Below are 14,561 nucleotides of genomic sequence, written 5' to 3'. Positions count from 1 at the left end.
TTAGATCACCTCTGCCTTTCCTCCAGCAGCTTCAATTTTCTCTACAGCTGACTGGCTGAATTTATGTGCCTGTACAGTTACTTTCTTTTGTAGCTCTCCATTACCTAATACTTTTACACCATCAACGATTTTTTTGATGATTCCTTTTTCTAAAAGTAATTCAGGAGTTACAACAGTACCTTCGTCAAATCTATTTAATGTATCTACATTGATAATTGTCCACTGCTTTTTAAATACATTAGTAAAACCTCTCTTAGGTAGTCTTCTGTATAGAGGCATTTGACCACCTTCAAATCCTGGTTTTACATTACCACCGCTACGAGATTTTTGTCCGTCTTGTCCACGTCCAGCAGTTTTTCCTTGTCCTGTAGCAGTTCCTCTTCCAAGTCTTTTTCTGTTCTTTGTTGAACCTTCTGCCGGTCTTAACTCATGTAGCTTCATGGTTACACCTCCTTGACCTATATTTCTTCTACTTCTACTAAATGTCTTACTTTTTCAATCATACCTCTCATTTGAGGATTGTCTTTTTTCTCTACTGTTTGTCTAATTTTCTTTAGTCCTAGCGCTTCGATTGTCTTTCTATGTTGAGGCTTGGACCCGATGGTACTTCTTACCAATGTTATTTTTAACATATTAGCCAAGGTCTTTCCCCTCCTAACCTAATAGTTCCTCTACAGATTTACCTCTAAGTCTTGCAACTTCTTCAACTGTTTTTAAGTTCTTAAGTCCTTCTATTGTTGCATTAACCATATTTCTTGAGTTGTTTGTTCCTAATGATTTTGCTCTTACATCTTTAATTCCTGCAAGTTCTAAAACGGCACGTACAGGTCCACCTGCGATAACTCCTGTACCTTCTTTAGCTGGCATGATTAATACTCTTCCAGCTCCAAAGTGTCCCTCTATTCTATGAGGGATTGTTGTACCTACTCTTGGAACATAAATTAAATTCTTTTTAGCCGCTTCAATTCCTTTTTTAATAGCATTTGGAATTTCTTGTGCTTTACCTGAACCAATTCCAACGTATCCATTTTCATCTCCAACAACAACAGTTGCACTAAATCTGAAGGTTCTACCACCTTTTACAACTTTTGTTACACGGCTTATATTAATAACTGTCTCTTTTAAATCCAGTTTGCTCGCATCAATAAGTTGACGTTTCATTCATTTCCCTCCTTCTGCTAGAATTTCAACCCAGCTTCTCTTGCTCCTTCAGCTAGTTCCTTTATTCTACCATGATAAATATATCCGCTTCTATCAAATACAACATTGTTAATTCCTTTTTCTAATGCTCTCTTTGCAACAAGCTCTCCTACTAATTTAGCAGCTTCCTTATTGCCTCCATGATTTACGTTTATCTCTTTATCTAACGTTGAAGCAGCAACTAAAGTTTTTCCTGCTACATCATCGATAATTTGCGCATATATATTTTTCAAACTTCTATATACACTTAATCTTGGGCGTTCAGGAGTTCCAGACACTTTTTTACGGATTCTCAAGTGTCTTTTTTGTCTTTTTGCGTTTTTACTCTCCTTATTAATCACTTCTTTTCACTCCTTTCCTACTTACCTGTCTTACCTTCCTTACGACGGATTACTTCGTTGTCATATCTAATACCTTTACCTTTATATGGCTCAGGCTCTCTCCAAGATCTAATCTTCGCAGCATAGTTTCCAACTAATTGCTTGTTGATACCTTTTACAATAATTTCATTTTGATTTGGAACTTCTGTTGTAATACCTTCAGGATCTATCATCTCAACTGGATGTGAATACCCTAAAGACATTGTTAATTTATTTCCTTGTTTAGCTGCACGATAACCTACACCATTTATTACTAGCTTTTTCTCATATCCTTTTGTTACACCAACGATCATGTTGTTGATCAATGTACGACTTAAACCGTGTAGGGATCTGTGAATTTTATTATTTGTAGGTCTTTCTACTGTAAGTGTATTTTCTTCTACTGTAATCTTCATGTCTTTATTGATTTGTTCTTGTAATTGTCCCTTAGGTCCTTTTACAGTAACAAGATTTTTATCATCTATTTTAACTTCTACCCCATCTGGAATTGTGATTGGTAGTTTACCTATCCTTGACATAGCTGCACCTCCTATACCTTAAGATTATCTATTACCAAACGTAGCAGATTACTTCTCCACCTGTTCCTAGTTTTCTAGCTTCCTTATCTGTAACGATACCGTTAGAAGTTGAAAGAATCGCTATTCCTAGTCCGCCTAATACCTTTGGTATTTCATCTTTCTTTACATAAACTCTTAAACCTGGTTTTGATATTTTCTTAAGTCCACTAATAACTCTCTCTTTGTTGCTTCCGTACTTCATTTGTAATCTGATGATTCCTTGCTTTCCATCTTCAATTACATCATATCCCTTGATAAACCCTTCATTTAGAAGGATTTCAGCAATTGATTTTTTCATATTTGAAGCAGGAATATCTACTGTTTCATGTCTCACTATATTCGCATTTCTTATACGTGTAAGCATATCTGCAATTGGATCTGTCATCATAGTATAAGTACCTCCTTCCTTATATTCCTTACCAGCTTGCTTTCTTAACGCCTGGTATTTCACCCTTGTATGCTAATTCTCTAAAGCAAATACGGCAAATACCAAATTTTCTTAAATAAGCATGTGGTCTTCCGCAAATTCTACATCTATTGTACTCTCTTGTTGAGAACTTTTGTTTTCTTGCTTGTTTAATTTTAAGAGCTTTTCTAGCCACTACTTTCCCTCCTTATCTAGCGAATGGCATTCCTAACAATCTTAACAGTTCGCGTGCTTCTTCATCAGTTTTAGCTGTCGTAACAAATATAATGTCCATTCCTCTTATTTTGTCAACTTTATCATAATCGATCTCAGGGAATATTAATTGCTCTTTAATTCCTAGGGCATAATTACCTCTTCCATCAAACGAGTTAGGATTTACACCTCTGAAGTCTCTTACCCTTGGTAATGCAATATTGAACAATCTATCTACAAACTCAAACATTCTTTCTCCTCTTAAAGTTACCTTTGCACCTACAGGCATACCTTCACGTACTTTAAAGTTTGCAACAGATTTCTTTGCTCTTGTAACAATAGGCTTTTGACCTGTAATTGTTGCTAATTCCTGCACAGCAACTTCTAGAAGTTTTGAGTTATCTTTTGCATCTCCTAATCCCATATTTACAACAACCTTTTCAAGTTTTGGGATTTCCATTACACTTTTATACCCGAACTTTTCCATTAAAGCTTTTGCTATATCTTTAGTATATAGTTCTTTTAATCTAGCCACTTATTTAACCTCCCTTCAAGCTTCAATCTTACTCGATTACTTCTCCGGTCTTTCTAGATACTCTTACTTTCGTTCCGTCTTCTAAAACTTTGTATCCTACTCTTGTAGGCGCATTAGCCTTTTTATCCCAAAGCATTACATTTGAAACATGAATTGGTCCTTCTTGATGAATAATTCCACCTTGCTGTACCTTCGCATTTGGCTTTTGATGCTTTGTAAGCATATTTACGCCTTCAACGATTACTCTATTCTTTTTAGGCTGTGCTTCTAGCACCTTACCTTTTTTGCCTTTATCTTTTCCTGATATCACTACTACTGTATCACCTTTTTTAATGTGCATTCATTACACCTCCTCAAGCTATAGTACTTCTGGTGCAAGTGAAACAATTTTCATGAAATCTCTTTCTCTCAATTCTCTTGCAACCGGCCCGAAAATACGAGTTCCTACAGGGGTTTTATCATCTTTGATTACAACCGCTGCATTTTCATCAAATTTTATATAGCTTCCATCTGCACGTCTAGTACCAAATTTACTTCTTACTACTACAGCCTTAACGACTTGTCCCTTTTTAACAACACCGCCTGGTGTTGCATCTTTAACTGCACAAACAATCACATCACCAATATTTGCATACTTACGCTTAGAACCACCTAGTACACGAATACATAATAGCTCTTTAGCTCCTGAATTATCAGCAACTGTTAGGCGTGTTTCTTGTTGAATCATAGTAATACCTCCTTCCGGTTATACAATTACTTCGCTCTTTCTACGATATTTACTAGTCTCCATCTTTTGTCCTTACTTAACGGTCTAGTTTCCATGATTCTTACACGATCGCCAATTCTGCACTCATTATGTTCATCATGAGCTTTGAATTTTTTTGTTCTTCTTACTGCTTTTCCGTATAGTGGGTGACGTACAAAATCTTCTACTGCTACTACTATAGTTTTTTCCATCTTGTCACTTACTACACGACCTACTCTTGTCTTTCTTCTTGTTCTTTCCACGAGTAAAGACCTCCTTCCGTACCCTTATTTATGCGTTCTTCTTTAATTCTTTTTCTCTAAGGATGGTTTTTGTACGAGCAATATCTTTTCGTACACTTTTTACTTTCATTGGGTTTTCAAGCTGACCTGTAGCTAATTGAAATCTTAAATTAAAAAGTTCATTTTTAAGTTCTATCAATTTATTATTTAATTCTTGTACGGTCATATCACGAAGCTTATTAGCTTTCATTCGCTTCACCACCCTTTTCTGTATCTTGACGTGTTACAAATTTACATTTAATAGGAAGCTTATGCATTGCAAGTCTCATAGCTTCTCTAGCTTTTTCTTCTGATACGCCAGCTAATTCAAACATTACTCTACCTGGTTTTACTACAGCTACCCAATATTCTGGAGAACCTTTACCAGCACCCATACGTGTTTCAGCAGGCTTTTGTGTTACTGGCTTATGAGGGAATATCTTAATCCACACTTTACCCCCTCTTTTTATAGATCTCGTCATAGCGATTCTGGCAGCTTCAATTTGATTTGAAGTAATCCACGCTGGCTCAAGAGCCATAATTCCATACTCTCCGTAAGTTATTTTATTGCCTCTTTGTGCTGTTCCTTTCATTCTGCCTCTATGCACTCTACGACGCTTTACTCTTTTAGGCATTAACATCGTCCGTTTCCTCCTTCCCTCGCTTTAGAACTATTTTCTTTCGCTTCTTCTATCATTTCTTCTATCGTTTTTTTGTCTTCTAGGTTTAAATTCTTGCTTTGCTCTATTAGCTCTTCTCATTTCTTTTACAGCTTCGCTTGTTTCAGGAAGAACTTCTCCTTTATTGATCCATACTTTTACACCAATTTTTCCATAAGTAGTATCTGCTTCAGCGAAACCATAATCAATATCCGCTCTTAATGTGTGAAGAGGTACATTTCCTTCACTGTACTTCTCACTTCTTGCCATTTCAGCTCCACCAAGTCTTCCTGATGTCATGATTTTAATTCCTTGAGCTCCAGCTTTCATTGTTCTACCAATAGCTTGCTTCATAGCTCTTCTGAAGGATACCCTTCTTTCTAGTGAAAATGCTACATTTTCAGCAACTAATTGTGCTTCCATCTCTGCTCTTTTCACTTCATTAATATTTACAATAACGCTCTTCCCTGTTAGCTTCTCTATTTCTTTTCTTAATTCTTCAACACCTGCTCCAGCTTTACCGATAACCATACCAGGCTTTGCTGTAAAGATATTTACCTTTACTTTATTATTAGCAGCTCTTTCTATAACGATTCTTGCTATTCCGGAAGTATAAAGCTTCTTTTTTATATACTTACGAATTTTATTATCTTCGATTAAAAGGTCTGCAAAATTTGCTTTATCTGCATACCATTTAGAATCCCAGTCCTTAATCACACCAACCCTTAAGCCGTGTGGACTTACTTTTTGACCCATTACTTCTCCCTCCTTCTTAGTCTCTTTCTTTTAGTACAACTCCTACATGACTAGTTCTTTTTAATATTTTCACACCACGACCCATTGAAGCTGCTCTCCAACGCTTCATTGTAGGACCTTGATTTGCATATACTTCAGCAATATATAATTTATCCGCATCCATCTCATGATTATTTTCTGCATTTGCTTTTGCTGATTGAATTACCTTTGCAAGTATTTTAGCAGTAGCTCTTGGCGTATATTCTAAAACAGCTAACGCCTCATCAGCATTCATTCCTCTAACCATATCTACAACAGGCTTCATTTTTCTTGGAGATATACGAACATATTTTGCAATCGCTCTAGCTTCCACCTTAGCAACCTCCTTCCGTATCTATCTTACTATTTCTTAACCTTTGATGATTTTTCGTTATCTGCATGTCCTCTATAAGTTCTTGTAGGTGCAAACTCACCTAACTTATGACCAACCATATCCTCTGTTACATAAACTGGAACATGCTTTCTTCCATCATGCACAGCAATTGTATGGCCTATCATTTGTGGAAATATTGTTGATGCTCTTGACCATGTTTTGATTACTTTTTTCTCATTTTTTTCATTCATTTCTTCGATTCTGCGTAAAAGCTTAGGCTCAACAAAAGGCCCCTTCTTCAATGATCTACTCATACCTACTTTTCCTCCCTTCGGAAACTTCATCTGCTTGACCTGAGGACTACGAGGCCAAGGCCACTATCTTTTCCATGACCTCTTTTCCTCTACTACTTCTGATTTCTTCTCTTGATGATGAATTTATCTGATGATTTATTTTTCTTTCTAGTTTTGTATCCAATTGCTGGTTTACCCCAAGGAGTCATTGGCGAAGGTCTTCCTACAGGGGCTCTACCTTCTCCACCACCATGAGGGTGATCGTTAGGGTTCATTACAGAACCTCTTACAGTAGGTCTAATACCCATATGACGTTTACGTCCCGCTTTACCAATTGTAATATTTTCATGATCTAAGTTTCCTACTTGACCAATTGTTGCTTTACAATTGATACTTACAAGTCTTACCTCACCGGAAGGTAATCTAACCTGTGCATACTTTCCTTCTTTCGCCATAAGTTGAGCAGAATTTCCTGCTGCTCTAACTAATTGAGCACCTTTTCCAGGCTTCATTTCAATATTGTGGATAACTGTACCCACTGGAATATCCTTTAACTTTAGTGCATTTCCTACCTTTATATCTGCACCTTCTCCAGACATAACTGTATCTCCCACATTTAATTTGTTAGGAGCAATAATATATCTTTTTTCACCATCTGCATAAGTTAAAAGTGCAATATTAGCTGATCTATTTGGATCATACTCGATAGCAGTTACCTTTGCAGGTATACCATCTTTATTTCTTTTAAAATCAATAATTCTATATTTTCTTTTCGCACCGCCACCTCTATGACGAACAGTAATTTTACCCTGTGCATTTCTTCCAGCTTTTTTTGTAAGTGGTACTAACAATGACTTTTCAGGTTCTTTTTTTGTGATTTCCTCGAACGTAGAAACTGTCATTTGTCTTAACGCTGGAGAAGTTGGGTTAAACTTCTTGATTCCCATTGCTCTTTCCCTCCTTCTTTACTCGTACTTTTATCTACTGCATTCCTTCAAAGAATTCGATCTCTTTGCTGTTAGGAGTTAATTTAATAATCGCTTTTTTTCTATCAGGTCTTTTCCCAACATTCATTCCCATTCTCTTGTATTTACCTTTTACACGCACTGTGTTTACTTTTTCTACTTCTACGCCAAAAATTTCTTCAACAGCTTTTTTGATTTCTGTTTTATTAGCGTTTATATCAACTATAAAAGTATATTTTCTTTCAGCCATATCATCCATACTTCTTTCACTGATTAATGGCTTTTTCACGATATCGTATGGTGTCTTCATTATGCGTACACCTCCTCTATCTTGTGTACAGCGTCTTTTGTTACGATAAACTTATCATGGTTTAAAATATCATAAACATTTAATGTGTTTACAAGAGTAGTTGTTACTCCTTTGATGTTGCTAGCTGATTTTATAACATAATCATTTTTCTCATCAAGAACGATTAATGCTTTCTTTTCCACCTTTAAGTTGTTTAAGATATTTACCATATCTTTTGTTTTAAACGCATCCATTTTAAGTTCATCTAAAACAACAATTTCATTTTCTTTTACCTTAGCAGTTAATGCAGACTTCATAGCAAGTCTTTTTACCTTCTTTGGTAATGTATATCTATAGCTTCTTGGTTTTGGTGCGAATACTACTCCTCCACCAACCCATTGTGGTGCTCTGATACTTCCTTGACGTGCTCTACCTGTTCCTTTTTGTCTCCATGGCTTTCTACCGCCACCTCTAACCTCTGCTCTTGTTTTAGCAGATTGTGTACCTTGTCTTTGATTTGCTAAATAGTTTTTTACAACTTCATGCAATACACTTGTATTTATTTCAGCTCCGAAGATATTTTCACTTAATTCGATTTCACCTACTTGTTGACCTGAAACATTATATAAATCAACCTTTGGCATTTTACTTCCTCCCTTCTGTAGCTAGATTATTACTTAGCTTTAACACTTTCTTTTATTGTAACAACTCCACCTTTAGGTCCTGGAATTGCTCCTTTTATTAATATAAGATTCTTTTCTACATCTACTTTTGCTACTTCAAGGTTTTGAACTGTTACCGTTTCATTACCCATTCTTCCAGCCATTTTCATTCCTTTAAATACTCTACTTGGATATGAGCTGGCACCTAACGAACCTGGTCCTCTATGATACTTAGAACCATGACCCATAGGTCCTCTTGCTTGATTATGTCTCTTAATCGGACCTTGTGTTCCTTTACCCTTTGAAGTTCCTGTAACATCTACTTTGATTCCATCAGCAAAAATGTCCACTTTAATTTCTTGACCAATTTTATAGTCAGCAGCATTTTCTACACGGAATTCTTTTACGAATTTCTTAGGACTTACACCAGCTTTTTCAAAATGTCCTTTTTCTGGCTTGTTTGCTCTATTTTCTTTTTTGTCTTCATATCCTACTTGGATAGCATTGTATCCATCTTTTTCAACAGTTTTGATTTGCGTTACATAAACTGGTCCAGCTTCAACAACTGTTACTGGAATCACACTTCCTTCTTCATTAAAGATTTGTGTCATTCCTATTTTTCTTCCTAAAATACCTTTCATTTTTACACCTCCTGATGTTCTTACAGCGGATTACATTTTATTTTGTAATCATACTAAGAGAGGTATAGGCATATATATCAACCTACTTCTTAGTAGCTACATTCATTATAATTTAATTTCAATATCAACACCTGCTGGTAAATCTAATCTCATTAACGCATCAACAGTTTTAGGTGTTGGATTTAAGATGTCAATCAATCTTTTATGTGTTCTTTGTTCAAACTGTTCTCTAGAATCTTTATACTTATGAACAGCTCTTAAAATCGTAATTATTTGCTTTTCAGTTGGTAGTGGCACAGGTCCTGATACATCTGCACCTGTTCTTTTCGCAGTCTCTACGATTTTTTCTGATGATTGATCTAAAATTTTGTGATCAAAAGCCTTTAATCTAATTCTAATTTTTTGTTTGTTTGCCATTGTGTTTCCCTCCTTTTCATCGCACGCATACTTTTTTCACGTACGACTAGAACACAGTACACTCTCCCGGGTGTTCCCCAGTTGTTTTAAATTCGGAAAGCTTACTGATATTCTGTCGCCCGATTCTTGAACGGACATTCTCAGTGAAAATTTCCCAAAACATTCATTTGGCAACCTTCCACGTCATTGCAGTCCCGCAAACACACTATTATAGTATATTTGAATATTGATCATTAAACAAGTCTTGACTTTATTTTTTTTTTGTGATTTAATAGTAATTTTACACAGAAAACAAACAAGCCTTTTTGAATTGCCTTGTCATATAAATTTTATGATCATTTCTATTTATTTTTTAGCCGAGGGAAATCCCTCGGCTTCATTATTTAACTATTCAATAATTTGAGCAACAACACCTGCTCCAACTGTTCTACCACCCTCACGGATAGCAAATCTTAATCCTTCTTCAATAGCGATTGGGCTGATTAGCTCAATTTCCATTGTTACGTTATCTCCTGGCATACACATTTCTACGCCTTCTGGTAACTCGATTGATCCTGTGATATCTGTTGTTCTGAAGTAGAACTGTGGTCTGTATCCTTTAAAGAATGGTGTATGTCTTCCACCTTCTTCTTTCTTTAATACGTAAACTTCAGCTTTGAATTTTGTATGTGGATTGATTGTTCCTGGCTTTGCTAATACTTGTCCTCTTTCGATTTCATCTCTTTGCACACCTCTTAGAAGTGCTCCGATGTTATCTCCTGCTTGTGCTTGATCTAGTAGCTTTCTGAACATTTCTACTCCTGTTACTACTACTTTTCTTGGCTCTTCTGATAATCCTACGATTTCTACTTCATCTTGTACTTTTAGGATTCCTCTTTCTACTCTTCCTGTTGCTACTGTTCCTCTTCCTGTGATTGAGAATACGTCCTCTACTGGCATGATGAATGGCTTGTCTGTATCTCTTTGTGGCTCAGGAATGTACTCATCGATTGCTTCGAATAATTCTACGATTTTATCTCCCCATGGTCCATCTGGATCGTTTAATGCTTCTAATGCTGATCCTCTAACGATTGGTGTATCATCTCCTGGGAATTCATATTCGTTTAATAATTCTCTTACTTCCATTTCTACTAAGTCTAATAATTCTTCATCGTCTACCATATCACATTTGTTTAAGAATACTACGATGTATGGTACACCTACTTGTCTTGATAGTAAGATATGCTCTCTTGTTTGAGGCATTGGACCATCTGTTGCTGCAACCACTAGGATCGCTCCGTCCATTTGTGCTGCTCCTGTAATCATGTTTTTAACGTAGTCAGCATGTCCTGGACAGTCAACGTGTGCGTAGTGTCTGTTTGGTGTTTCATACTCAACGTGTGCTGTTGAAATTGTGATTCCTCTTTCTCTTTCTTCTGGAGCTTTATCGATATTTTCGAATGCTACTGCTTCTCCAGTTCCAAATCTTTTGTTTAATGTCATTGTAATCGCTGCTGTTAATGTTGTTTTACCGTGGTCAACGTGACCGATTGTTCCAATGTTAACATGTGGCTTATTTCTCTCAAATTTAGCTTTTGCCATTTGTTTCTCCTCCTTTTCAATCCCAAATATCTTTGTGATTTTTATTCACTAAGGAATTTATTTTGCTGCCAGACTTTCATCTGGCAACAATCTATTTACCATTAATAATTTTTTCAGCAATGCTAGTTGGCACTTGTTCAAAGTGATCAAATTGCATTACATAAGTTCCACGACCCTGTGTTTTTGAACGTAGGTCTGTTGCATATCCAAACATTTCTGCTAGTGGCACATATCCTCTAATTACTTGTGCTCCTGATCTTGGTTCCATTCCTTCAATTTTTCCACGTCTAGAGTTGATATCTCCGATAACATCTCCCATGTACTCTTCAGGTACAACAACCTCAACCTTAAAGTATGGCTCAAGTAATACTGGTTTTGCCTTTTTCATAGCCTCTTTAAACGCCATAGAACCAGCTATTTTGAATGCCATTTCTGATGAGTCTACCTCATGGTAAGAACCATCATATAATTCAACTTTTACGTCAACTACTGGGAAGCCTGCTAATATACCATTTTCCATAGCACTTTGTATACCTGCATCAACGTGAGGAATATATTCCTTTGGAATAGCTCCACCAACAATTGAGTTGACAAATTCATATCCAGTTCCTGGCTCTTTTGGTGTAACTCTAAGCTTAACGTGTCCGTATTGTCCACGTCCACCAGACTGACGAGCATATTTTGTATCAACTTCTGTTGGAGCAGTAATTGTCTCTTTGTAAGCAACCTGTGGCTTACCAACATTAGCTTCTACTTTAAACTCTCTTAACAATCTATCTACGATAATTTCAAGGTGAAGTTCACCCATACCAGCAATAATTGTTTGACCTGTTTCTTCATTTGTCCAAGTTCTAAAAGTAGGATCCTCTTCAGCAAGCTTTGCTAAAGACATACCCATCTTTTGCTGTCCTGCTTTTGTTTTTGGTTCAATTGCAATTTCAATTACAGGCTCTGGGAATTCCATAGATTCTAAGATAATTGGATTATCTTGATCACATAGAGTATCTCCAGTTGTTGTATCTTTTAAACCTACTGCCGCAGCAATATCTCCAGCATACACTTCAGATATCTCTTCTCTACTATTTGCATGCATCTGAAGAATACGTCCAATTCTTTCTTTTTTGCCTTTTGTAGAATTGTAAACATATGATCCTGATTTAAGCACTCCTGAATATACTCTGAAGAAAGCAAGCTTTCCTACATATGGATCTGCCATAATCTTAAATGCTAACGCTGAGAATGGTCCTTTATCATCTGCAGGTCTTTCAGCCTCTTCATCAGTATCTGGAAGAACTCCTTTTATAGCTGGAATATCTAAAGGAGATGGCATAAAGTCAACTACAGCATCTAACATTAACTGAACACCCTTGTTTTTATATGCAGAACCACAGCATACTGGAACCATATTATTTGCAATAGTTTGCTTTCTGATTCCTTCTTTTATCTCTTCTACTGTTAGTTCTTCTCCTTCAAGATATTTCATCATTAATTCTTCATCTGCTTCAGCTACAGCTTCTACTAATGCCATTCTGTATTCTTCAGCTTGTTCTAACATATCCTCTGGAATTTCAGTAGTTTCTATTTCTCTTCCTAGATCATCTTTATAGATTCTTGCATTCATTTCTATAAGGTCTACAAGTCCTACAAAAGTATCTTCTTTTCCAATAGGTAATTGAATTGGCACTGCGTTCGCTTTTAAACGATCCTTCATCATATCCACAACATTATAGAAGTCAGCTCCCATGATGTCCATTTTATTAACAAATGCCATTCTAGGAACTTGATATTTTTCAGCTTGACGCCATACTGTTTCTGATTGAGGTTCAACACCACCCTTTGCACAGAATACAGCTACTGCACCATCAAGTACACGAAGTGATCTTTCAACCTCTACAGTAAAGTCCACGTGCCCCGGTGTGTCAATAATGTTTATTCTATGACCTTTCCATTGGCAAGTTGTAGCAGCAGAAGTAATAGTAATACCTCTCTCCTGTTCTTGCTCCATCCAGTCCATTGTTGCTCCACCTTCATGCACTTCACCAATTTTATGTGTTCTTCCTGTATAGAATAATATTCTTTCAGTTGTTGTTGTTTTACCCGCATCTATATGAGCCATAATCCCTATATTACGAGTTTTCTTTAATGGAAACTTTCTAGGCACATTTTCTCCTCCTTTCTTGGTTCCGCATTGCTACAGAAAATATTGTCCCCAAAATCGGCGACAATATAACTAATAAGAAGTAATTACCATCTATAATGTGCAAATGCTTTATTAGCTTCTGCCATTTTATGTGTATCTTCTTTCTTTTTAACAGCTGCTCCTGTGTTATTAGCAGCATCCATAATTTCTTTCGCTAGTCTTTCTACCATAGTTCTTTCGCCTCTATTACGAGAATAAGTTGTTAACCATCTAAGACCCAATGTTTGTCTTCTTTCAGGTCTTACTTCTACTGGTACTTGGTAGTTTGCACCACCTACACGTCTCGCTTTAACTTCAAGAACTGGCATAATATTATTCATTGCTTTTTCAAACACTTCTAATGGTTCTTCACCTGTTTGCTCTTTTACCATTTCAAATGCATTATATACAATTTTTTGAGCAGTTCCTTTTTTACCATCTAGCATGATATTGTTGATTAGCTTTGTTACAATCTTGCTTCCATATATCGGATCTGGTAAAACTTCTCTTTTTGGTACATGTCCTTTTCTTGGCACTTTTCTTCCCTCCTTAACAATCATTCTCTCATCGGTACTCGACAACCAAAAGATTGCCGTCGTGCTTAATGCAATATATATTAAGCCCACCCAATAAGATGGGCGCATTTTCGCTCGACGTTCAATTATTTTTTCTTAGGTTTCTTTGCACCGTACTTAGATCTTCCTTGATTTCTGTTTTGAACTCCTGCTGTATCAAGGGTACCTCTTACAATGTGGTATCTAACCCCTGGTAAGTCTTTTACTCTTCCACCTCTGATTAAAACAACACTGTGCTCTTGAAGATTGTGTCCAATTCCTGGTATATAAGCAGTAACCTCAATACCATTTGTCAATCTTACTCTGGCAACTTTTCTTAGAGCTGAGTTAGGTTTTTTAGGAGTTACAGTCTTTACAGATGTACAAACTCCTCTTTTTTGAGGTGAACTAATATTAGTTGCTTTTCTTTGTAAAGAGTTAAATCCTTTTTGTAGTGCTGGAGCAGTTGATTTATACTCAACTTTTTCTCTTGATTTACGCACTAATTGGTTAATTGTAGGCATTCCATGCACCTCCTTCCAAAATTTCAAAAAAGAAATTTATTTCACATAGGAGCATTCCTATGATGTTTTGCATTATTTATTAGCTTTGTTTAATTTAAGCTGCTATTTTAGTATGACAGCAGTAGCAGCACCTCTATTGATCCCACAAGCTTTTCCAAGCTTCTTCATTGATTCAGCATAAACAATTTGTACATTTTTTTCCTTAGCTTCTTCTTCAATAGTTCTTGTAACATGTTTTTCTGCATCTTTTGCAATAAAAAGTGTCTGCGCCTTATCTTCCTTCACCATTTTTAAAGCTTGCTTTGTGCCTACTACTAACTTCTTTTCATTTTTCAATTCTTCAAGCATATAGTTTCCTCCTTTATTAAACAC

At 36.2% G+C, this 14,561-nt stretch carries 26 protein-coding genes; all 26 read right to left on the bottom strand.

Annotation, left to right across the window (positions count from 1 at the left end; translation table 11 throughout):
- The 26 genes from rplO to KVH43_RS06365 all read right to left on the bottom strand — a co-directional run bounded on the left by rplO (window position 1) and on the right by KVH43_RS06365 (window position 14,537).
- Window positions 1-441 carry a 50S ribosomal protein L15 gene (gene rplO, locus KVH43_RS06490; protein ID WP_218284014.1) on the bottom strand — a complete coding sequence of 147 codons (441 nt, stop codon included), beginning with the start codon at window positions 439-441 and terminating at the stop codon, window positions 1-3.
- A 17-nt stretch (window positions 442-458) separates the two neighbouring features.
- Window positions 459-641: a 50S ribosomal protein L30 gene (gene rpmD / locus KVH43_RS06485; RefSeq protein ID WP_218284013.1), complete on the bottom strand. Its 183-nt coding sequence runs from the start codon at window positions 639-641 to the stop codon at window positions 459-461.
- A gap of 13 nt (window positions 642-654) precedes the next feature.
- Window positions 655-1,161 carry a 30S ribosomal protein S5 gene (rpsE, locus tag KVH43_RS06480; RefSeq protein WP_218284012.1) on the bottom strand — a complete coding sequence of 169 codons (507 nt, stop codon included), beginning with the start codon at window positions 1,159-1,161 and terminating at the stop codon, window positions 655-657.
- Between the two features lie 17 nt (window positions 1,162-1,178).
- Complete coding sequence (rplR, locus tag KVH43_RS06475; RefSeq protein WP_218284011.1) at window positions 1,179-1,541, bottom strand: 50S ribosomal protein L18; 363 nt, start codon at window positions 1,539-1,541, stop codon at window positions 1,179-1,181.
- Between the two features lie 17 nt (window positions 1,542-1,558).
- Window positions 1,559-2,098 carry a 50S ribosomal protein L6 gene (rplF, locus tag KVH43_RS06470; RefSeq protein ID WP_218284010.1) on the bottom strand — a complete coding sequence of 180 codons (540 nt, stop codon included), beginning with the start codon at window positions 2,096-2,098 and terminating at the stop codon, window positions 1,559-1,561.
- A gap of 31 nt (window positions 2,099-2,129) precedes the next feature.
- Window positions 2,130-2,525: a 30S ribosomal protein S8 gene (gene rpsH, locus KVH43_RS06465; protein ID WP_255547829.1), complete on the bottom strand. Its 396-nt coding sequence runs from the start codon at window positions 2,523-2,525 to the stop codon at window positions 2,130-2,132.
- A 28-nt stretch (window positions 2,526-2,553) separates the two neighbouring features.
- Window positions 2,554-2,739 (bottom strand): type Z 30S ribosomal protein S14, encoded by a 186-nt coding sequence (locus KVH43_RS06460; protein WP_218284009.1) that lies wholly within the window; start codon window positions 2,737-2,739, stop codon window positions 2,554-2,556.
- A gap of 12 nt (window positions 2,740-2,751) precedes the next feature.
- A complete protein-coding gene (gene rplE / locus KVH43_RS06455; protein ID WP_218284008.1) occupies window positions 2,752-3,291 on the bottom strand; it encodes a 50S ribosomal protein L5 in 540 nt (179 codons plus the stop codon).
- A 28-nt stretch (window positions 3,292-3,319) separates the two neighbouring features.
- Complete coding sequence (rplX, locus tag KVH43_RS06450) at window positions 3,320-3,631, bottom strand: 50S ribosomal protein L24 (RefSeq protein ID WP_218284007.1); 312 nt, start codon at window positions 3,629-3,631, stop codon at window positions 3,320-3,322.
- An 18-nt stretch (window positions 3,632-3,649) separates the two neighbouring features.
- On the bottom strand, window positions 3,650-4,018 hold the full coding sequence (gene rplN / locus KVH43_RS06445; protein WP_218284006.1) for a 50S ribosomal protein L14: 369 nt from the start codon (window positions 4,016-4,018) through the stop codon (window positions 3,650-3,652).
- A gap of 26 nt (window positions 4,019-4,044) precedes the next feature.
- Window positions 4,045-4,299 carry a 30S ribosomal protein S17 gene (gene rpsQ / locus KVH43_RS06440; protein ID WP_218284005.1) on the bottom strand — a complete coding sequence of 85 codons (255 nt, stop codon included), beginning with the start codon at window positions 4,297-4,299 and terminating at the stop codon, window positions 4,045-4,047.
- Between the two features lie 28 nt (window positions 4,300-4,327).
- Entirely contained in the window at window positions 4,328-4,528 is a 201-nt protein-coding gene (gene rpmC / locus KVH43_RS06435) for a 50S ribosomal protein L29 (protein ID WP_218284004.1), read from the bottom strand.
- Window positions 4,518-4,958: a 50S ribosomal protein L16 gene (gene rplP / locus KVH43_RS06430; RefSeq protein WP_218284003.1), complete on the bottom strand. Its 441-nt coding sequence runs from the start codon at window positions 4,956-4,958 to the stop codon at window positions 4,518-4,520. The genes rpmC and rplP overlap by 11 nt, the downstream gene beginning before the upstream one ends.
- 30 nt (window positions 4,959-4,988) lie before the next feature.
- Entirely contained in the window at window positions 4,989-5,732 is a 744-nt protein-coding gene (rpsC, locus tag KVH43_RS06425) for a 30S ribosomal protein S3 (RefSeq protein WP_218284002.1), read from the bottom strand.
- Window positions 5,733-5,748: 16 nt separating this feature from the next.
- Window positions 5,749-6,084 carry a 50S ribosomal protein L22 gene (gene rplV / locus KVH43_RS06420; RefSeq protein ID WP_218284001.1) on the bottom strand — a complete coding sequence of 112 codons (336 nt, stop codon included), beginning with the start codon at window positions 6,082-6,084 and terminating at the stop codon, window positions 5,749-5,751.
- Window positions 6,085-6,113: 29 nt separating this feature from the next.
- Window positions 6,114-6,398 carry a 30S ribosomal protein S19 gene (gene rpsS, locus KVH43_RS06415; protein WP_218284000.1) on the bottom strand — a complete coding sequence of 95 codons (285 nt, stop codon included), beginning with the start codon at window positions 6,396-6,398 and terminating at the stop codon, window positions 6,114-6,116.
- A gap of 92 nt (window positions 6,399-6,490) precedes the next feature.
- A complete protein-coding gene (gene rplB, locus KVH43_RS06410; RefSeq protein ID WP_218283999.1) occupies window positions 6,491-7,324 on the bottom strand; it encodes a 50S ribosomal protein L2 in 834 nt (277 codons plus the stop codon).
- Window positions 7,325-7,358: 34 nt separating this feature from the next.
- Window positions 7,359-7,652, bottom strand: a complete 294-nt coding sequence (gene rplW / locus KVH43_RS06405) for a 50S ribosomal protein L23 (protein WP_218283998.1) — start codon at window positions 7,650-7,652, stop codon at window positions 7,359-7,361.
- The gene (gene rplD, locus KVH43_RS06400; RefSeq protein WP_218283997.1) at window positions 7,652-8,275 is read right to left on the bottom strand and encodes a 50S ribosomal protein L4; all 624 of its coding nucleotides are present in this window, start codon (window positions 8,273-8,275) and stop codon (window positions 7,652-7,654) included. Before rplD ends, rplW begins: the two co-directional genes overlap by 1 nt.
- Window positions 8,276-8,304: 29 nt before the next feature.
- Window positions 8,305-8,934: a 50S ribosomal protein L3 gene (rplC, locus tag KVH43_RS06395; protein ID WP_218283996.1), complete on the bottom strand. Its 630-nt coding sequence runs from the start codon at window positions 8,932-8,934 to the stop codon at window positions 8,305-8,307.
- Between the two features lie 105 nt (window positions 8,935-9,039).
- On the bottom strand, window positions 9,040-9,351 hold the full coding sequence (rpsJ, locus tag KVH43_RS06390; protein WP_218283995.1) for a 30S ribosomal protein S10: 312 nt from the start codon (window positions 9,349-9,351) through the stop codon (window positions 9,040-9,042).
- 387 nt (window positions 9,352-9,738) lie between these two features.
- Window positions 9,739-10,932, bottom strand: a complete 1,194-nt coding sequence (tuf, locus tag KVH43_RS06385; RefSeq protein ID WP_218283981.1) for an elongation factor Tu — start codon at window positions 10,930-10,932, stop codon at window positions 9,739-9,741.
- Window positions 10,933-11,023: 91 nt separating this feature from the next.
- Window positions 11,024-13,093 (bottom strand): elongation factor G, encoded by a 2,070-nt coding sequence (gene fusA / locus KVH43_RS06380; protein WP_218283994.1) that lies wholly within the window; start codon window positions 13,091-13,093, stop codon window positions 11,024-11,026.
- An 83-nt stretch (window positions 13,094-13,176) separates the two neighbouring features.
- A complete protein-coding gene (rpsG, locus tag KVH43_RS06375) occupies window positions 13,177-13,647 on the bottom strand; it encodes a 30S ribosomal protein S7 (RefSeq protein WP_218283993.1) in 471 nt (156 codons plus the stop codon).
- A 125-nt stretch (window positions 13,648-13,772) separates the two neighbouring features.
- Window positions 13,773-14,189, bottom strand: a complete 417-nt coding sequence (rpsL, locus tag KVH43_RS06370; protein ID WP_218283992.1) for a 30S ribosomal protein S12 — start codon at window positions 14,187-14,189, stop codon at window positions 13,773-13,775.
- A 102-nt stretch (window positions 14,190-14,291) separates the two neighbouring features.
- Window positions 14,292-14,537 carry a ribosomal L7Ae/L30e/S12e/Gadd45 family protein gene (locus KVH43_RS06365; RefSeq protein ID WP_218283991.1) on the bottom strand — a complete coding sequence of 82 codons (246 nt, stop codon included), beginning with the start codon at window positions 14,535-14,537 and terminating at the stop codon, window positions 14,292-14,294.
- Between the last annotated feature and the right edge of the window lie 24 nt (window positions 14,538-14,561).

This window comes from Crassaminicella indica (assembly GCF_019203185.1).
Taxonomy (GTDB): Bacteria; Bacillota; Clostridia; order Peptostreptococcales; family Thermotaleaceae; genus Crassaminicella; species Crassaminicella indica.
Note: the sequence above shows the minus strand (reverse complement) of the source record. Positions and strands in the feature narration are given on the sequence as shown.

Coding starts and splice junctions, on each gene's coding strand:
- rplO (WP_218284014.1), bottom strand. CDS start 441: ATGAAGCTACATGAGTTAAGACCGGCAGAAGGTTCAACAAAGAACAGA.
- rpsE (WP_218284012.1), bottom strand. CDS start 1,161: ATGAAACGTCAACTTATTGATGCGAGCAAACTGGATTTAAAAGAGACA.
- rplF (WP_218284010.1), bottom strand. CDS start 2,098: ATGTCAAGGATAGGTAAACTACCAATCACAATTCCAGATGGGGTAGAA.
- rpsH (WP_255547829.1), bottom strand. CDS start 2,525: ATGATGACAGATCCAATTGCAGATATGCTTACACGTATAAGAAATGCG.
- rplX (WP_218284007.1), bottom strand. CDS start 3,631: ATGCACATTAAAAAAGGTGATACAGTAGTAGTGATATCAGGAAAAGAT.
- rplN (WP_218284006.1), bottom strand. CDS start 4,018: ATGATTCAACAAGAAACACGCCTAACAGTTGCTGATAATTCAGGAGCT.
- rpmC (WP_218284004.1), bottom strand. CDS start 4,528: ATGAAAGCTAATAAGCTTCGTGATATGACCGTACAAGAATTAAATAAT.
- rplP (WP_218284003.1), bottom strand. CDS start 4,958: ATGTTAATGCCTAAAAGAGTAAAGCGTCGTAGAGTGCATAGAGGCAGA.
- rpsC (WP_218284002.1), bottom strand. CDS start 5,732: ATGGGTCAAAAAGTAAGTCCACACGGCTTAAGGGTTGGTGTGATTAAG.
- rpsS (WP_218284000.1), bottom strand. CDS start 6,398: ATGAGTAGATCATTGAAGAAGGGGCCTTTTGTTGAGCCTAAGCTTTTA.
- rplB (WP_218283999.1), bottom strand. CDS start 7,324: ATGGGAATCAAGAAGTTTAACCCAACTTCTCCAGCGTTAAGACAAATG.
- rplW (WP_218283998.1), bottom strand. CDS start 7,652: ATGAAGACACCATACGATATCGTGAAAAAGCCATTAATCAGTGAAAGA.
- rplD (WP_218283997.1), bottom strand. CDS start 8,275: ATGCCAAAGGTTGATTTATATAATGTTTCAGGTCAACAAGTAGGTGAA.
- rplC (WP_218283996.1), bottom strand. CDS start 8,934: ATGAAAGGTATTTTAGGAAGAAAAATAGGAATGACACAAATCTTTAAT.
- rpsJ (WP_218283995.1), bottom strand. CDS start 9,351: ATGGCAAACAAACAAAAAATTAGAATTAGATTAAAGGCTTTTGATCAC.
- tuf (WP_218283981.1), bottom strand. CDS start 10,932: ATGGCAAAAGCTAAATTTGAGAGAAATAAGCCACATGTTAACATTGGA.
- rpsL (WP_218283992.1), bottom strand. CDS start 14,189: ATGCCTACAATTAACCAATTAGTGCGTAAATCAAGAGAAAAAGTTGAG.
- KVH43_RS06365 (WP_218283991.1), bottom strand. CDS start 14,537: ATGCTTGAAGAATTGAAAAATGAAAAGAAGTTAGTAGTAGGCACAAAG.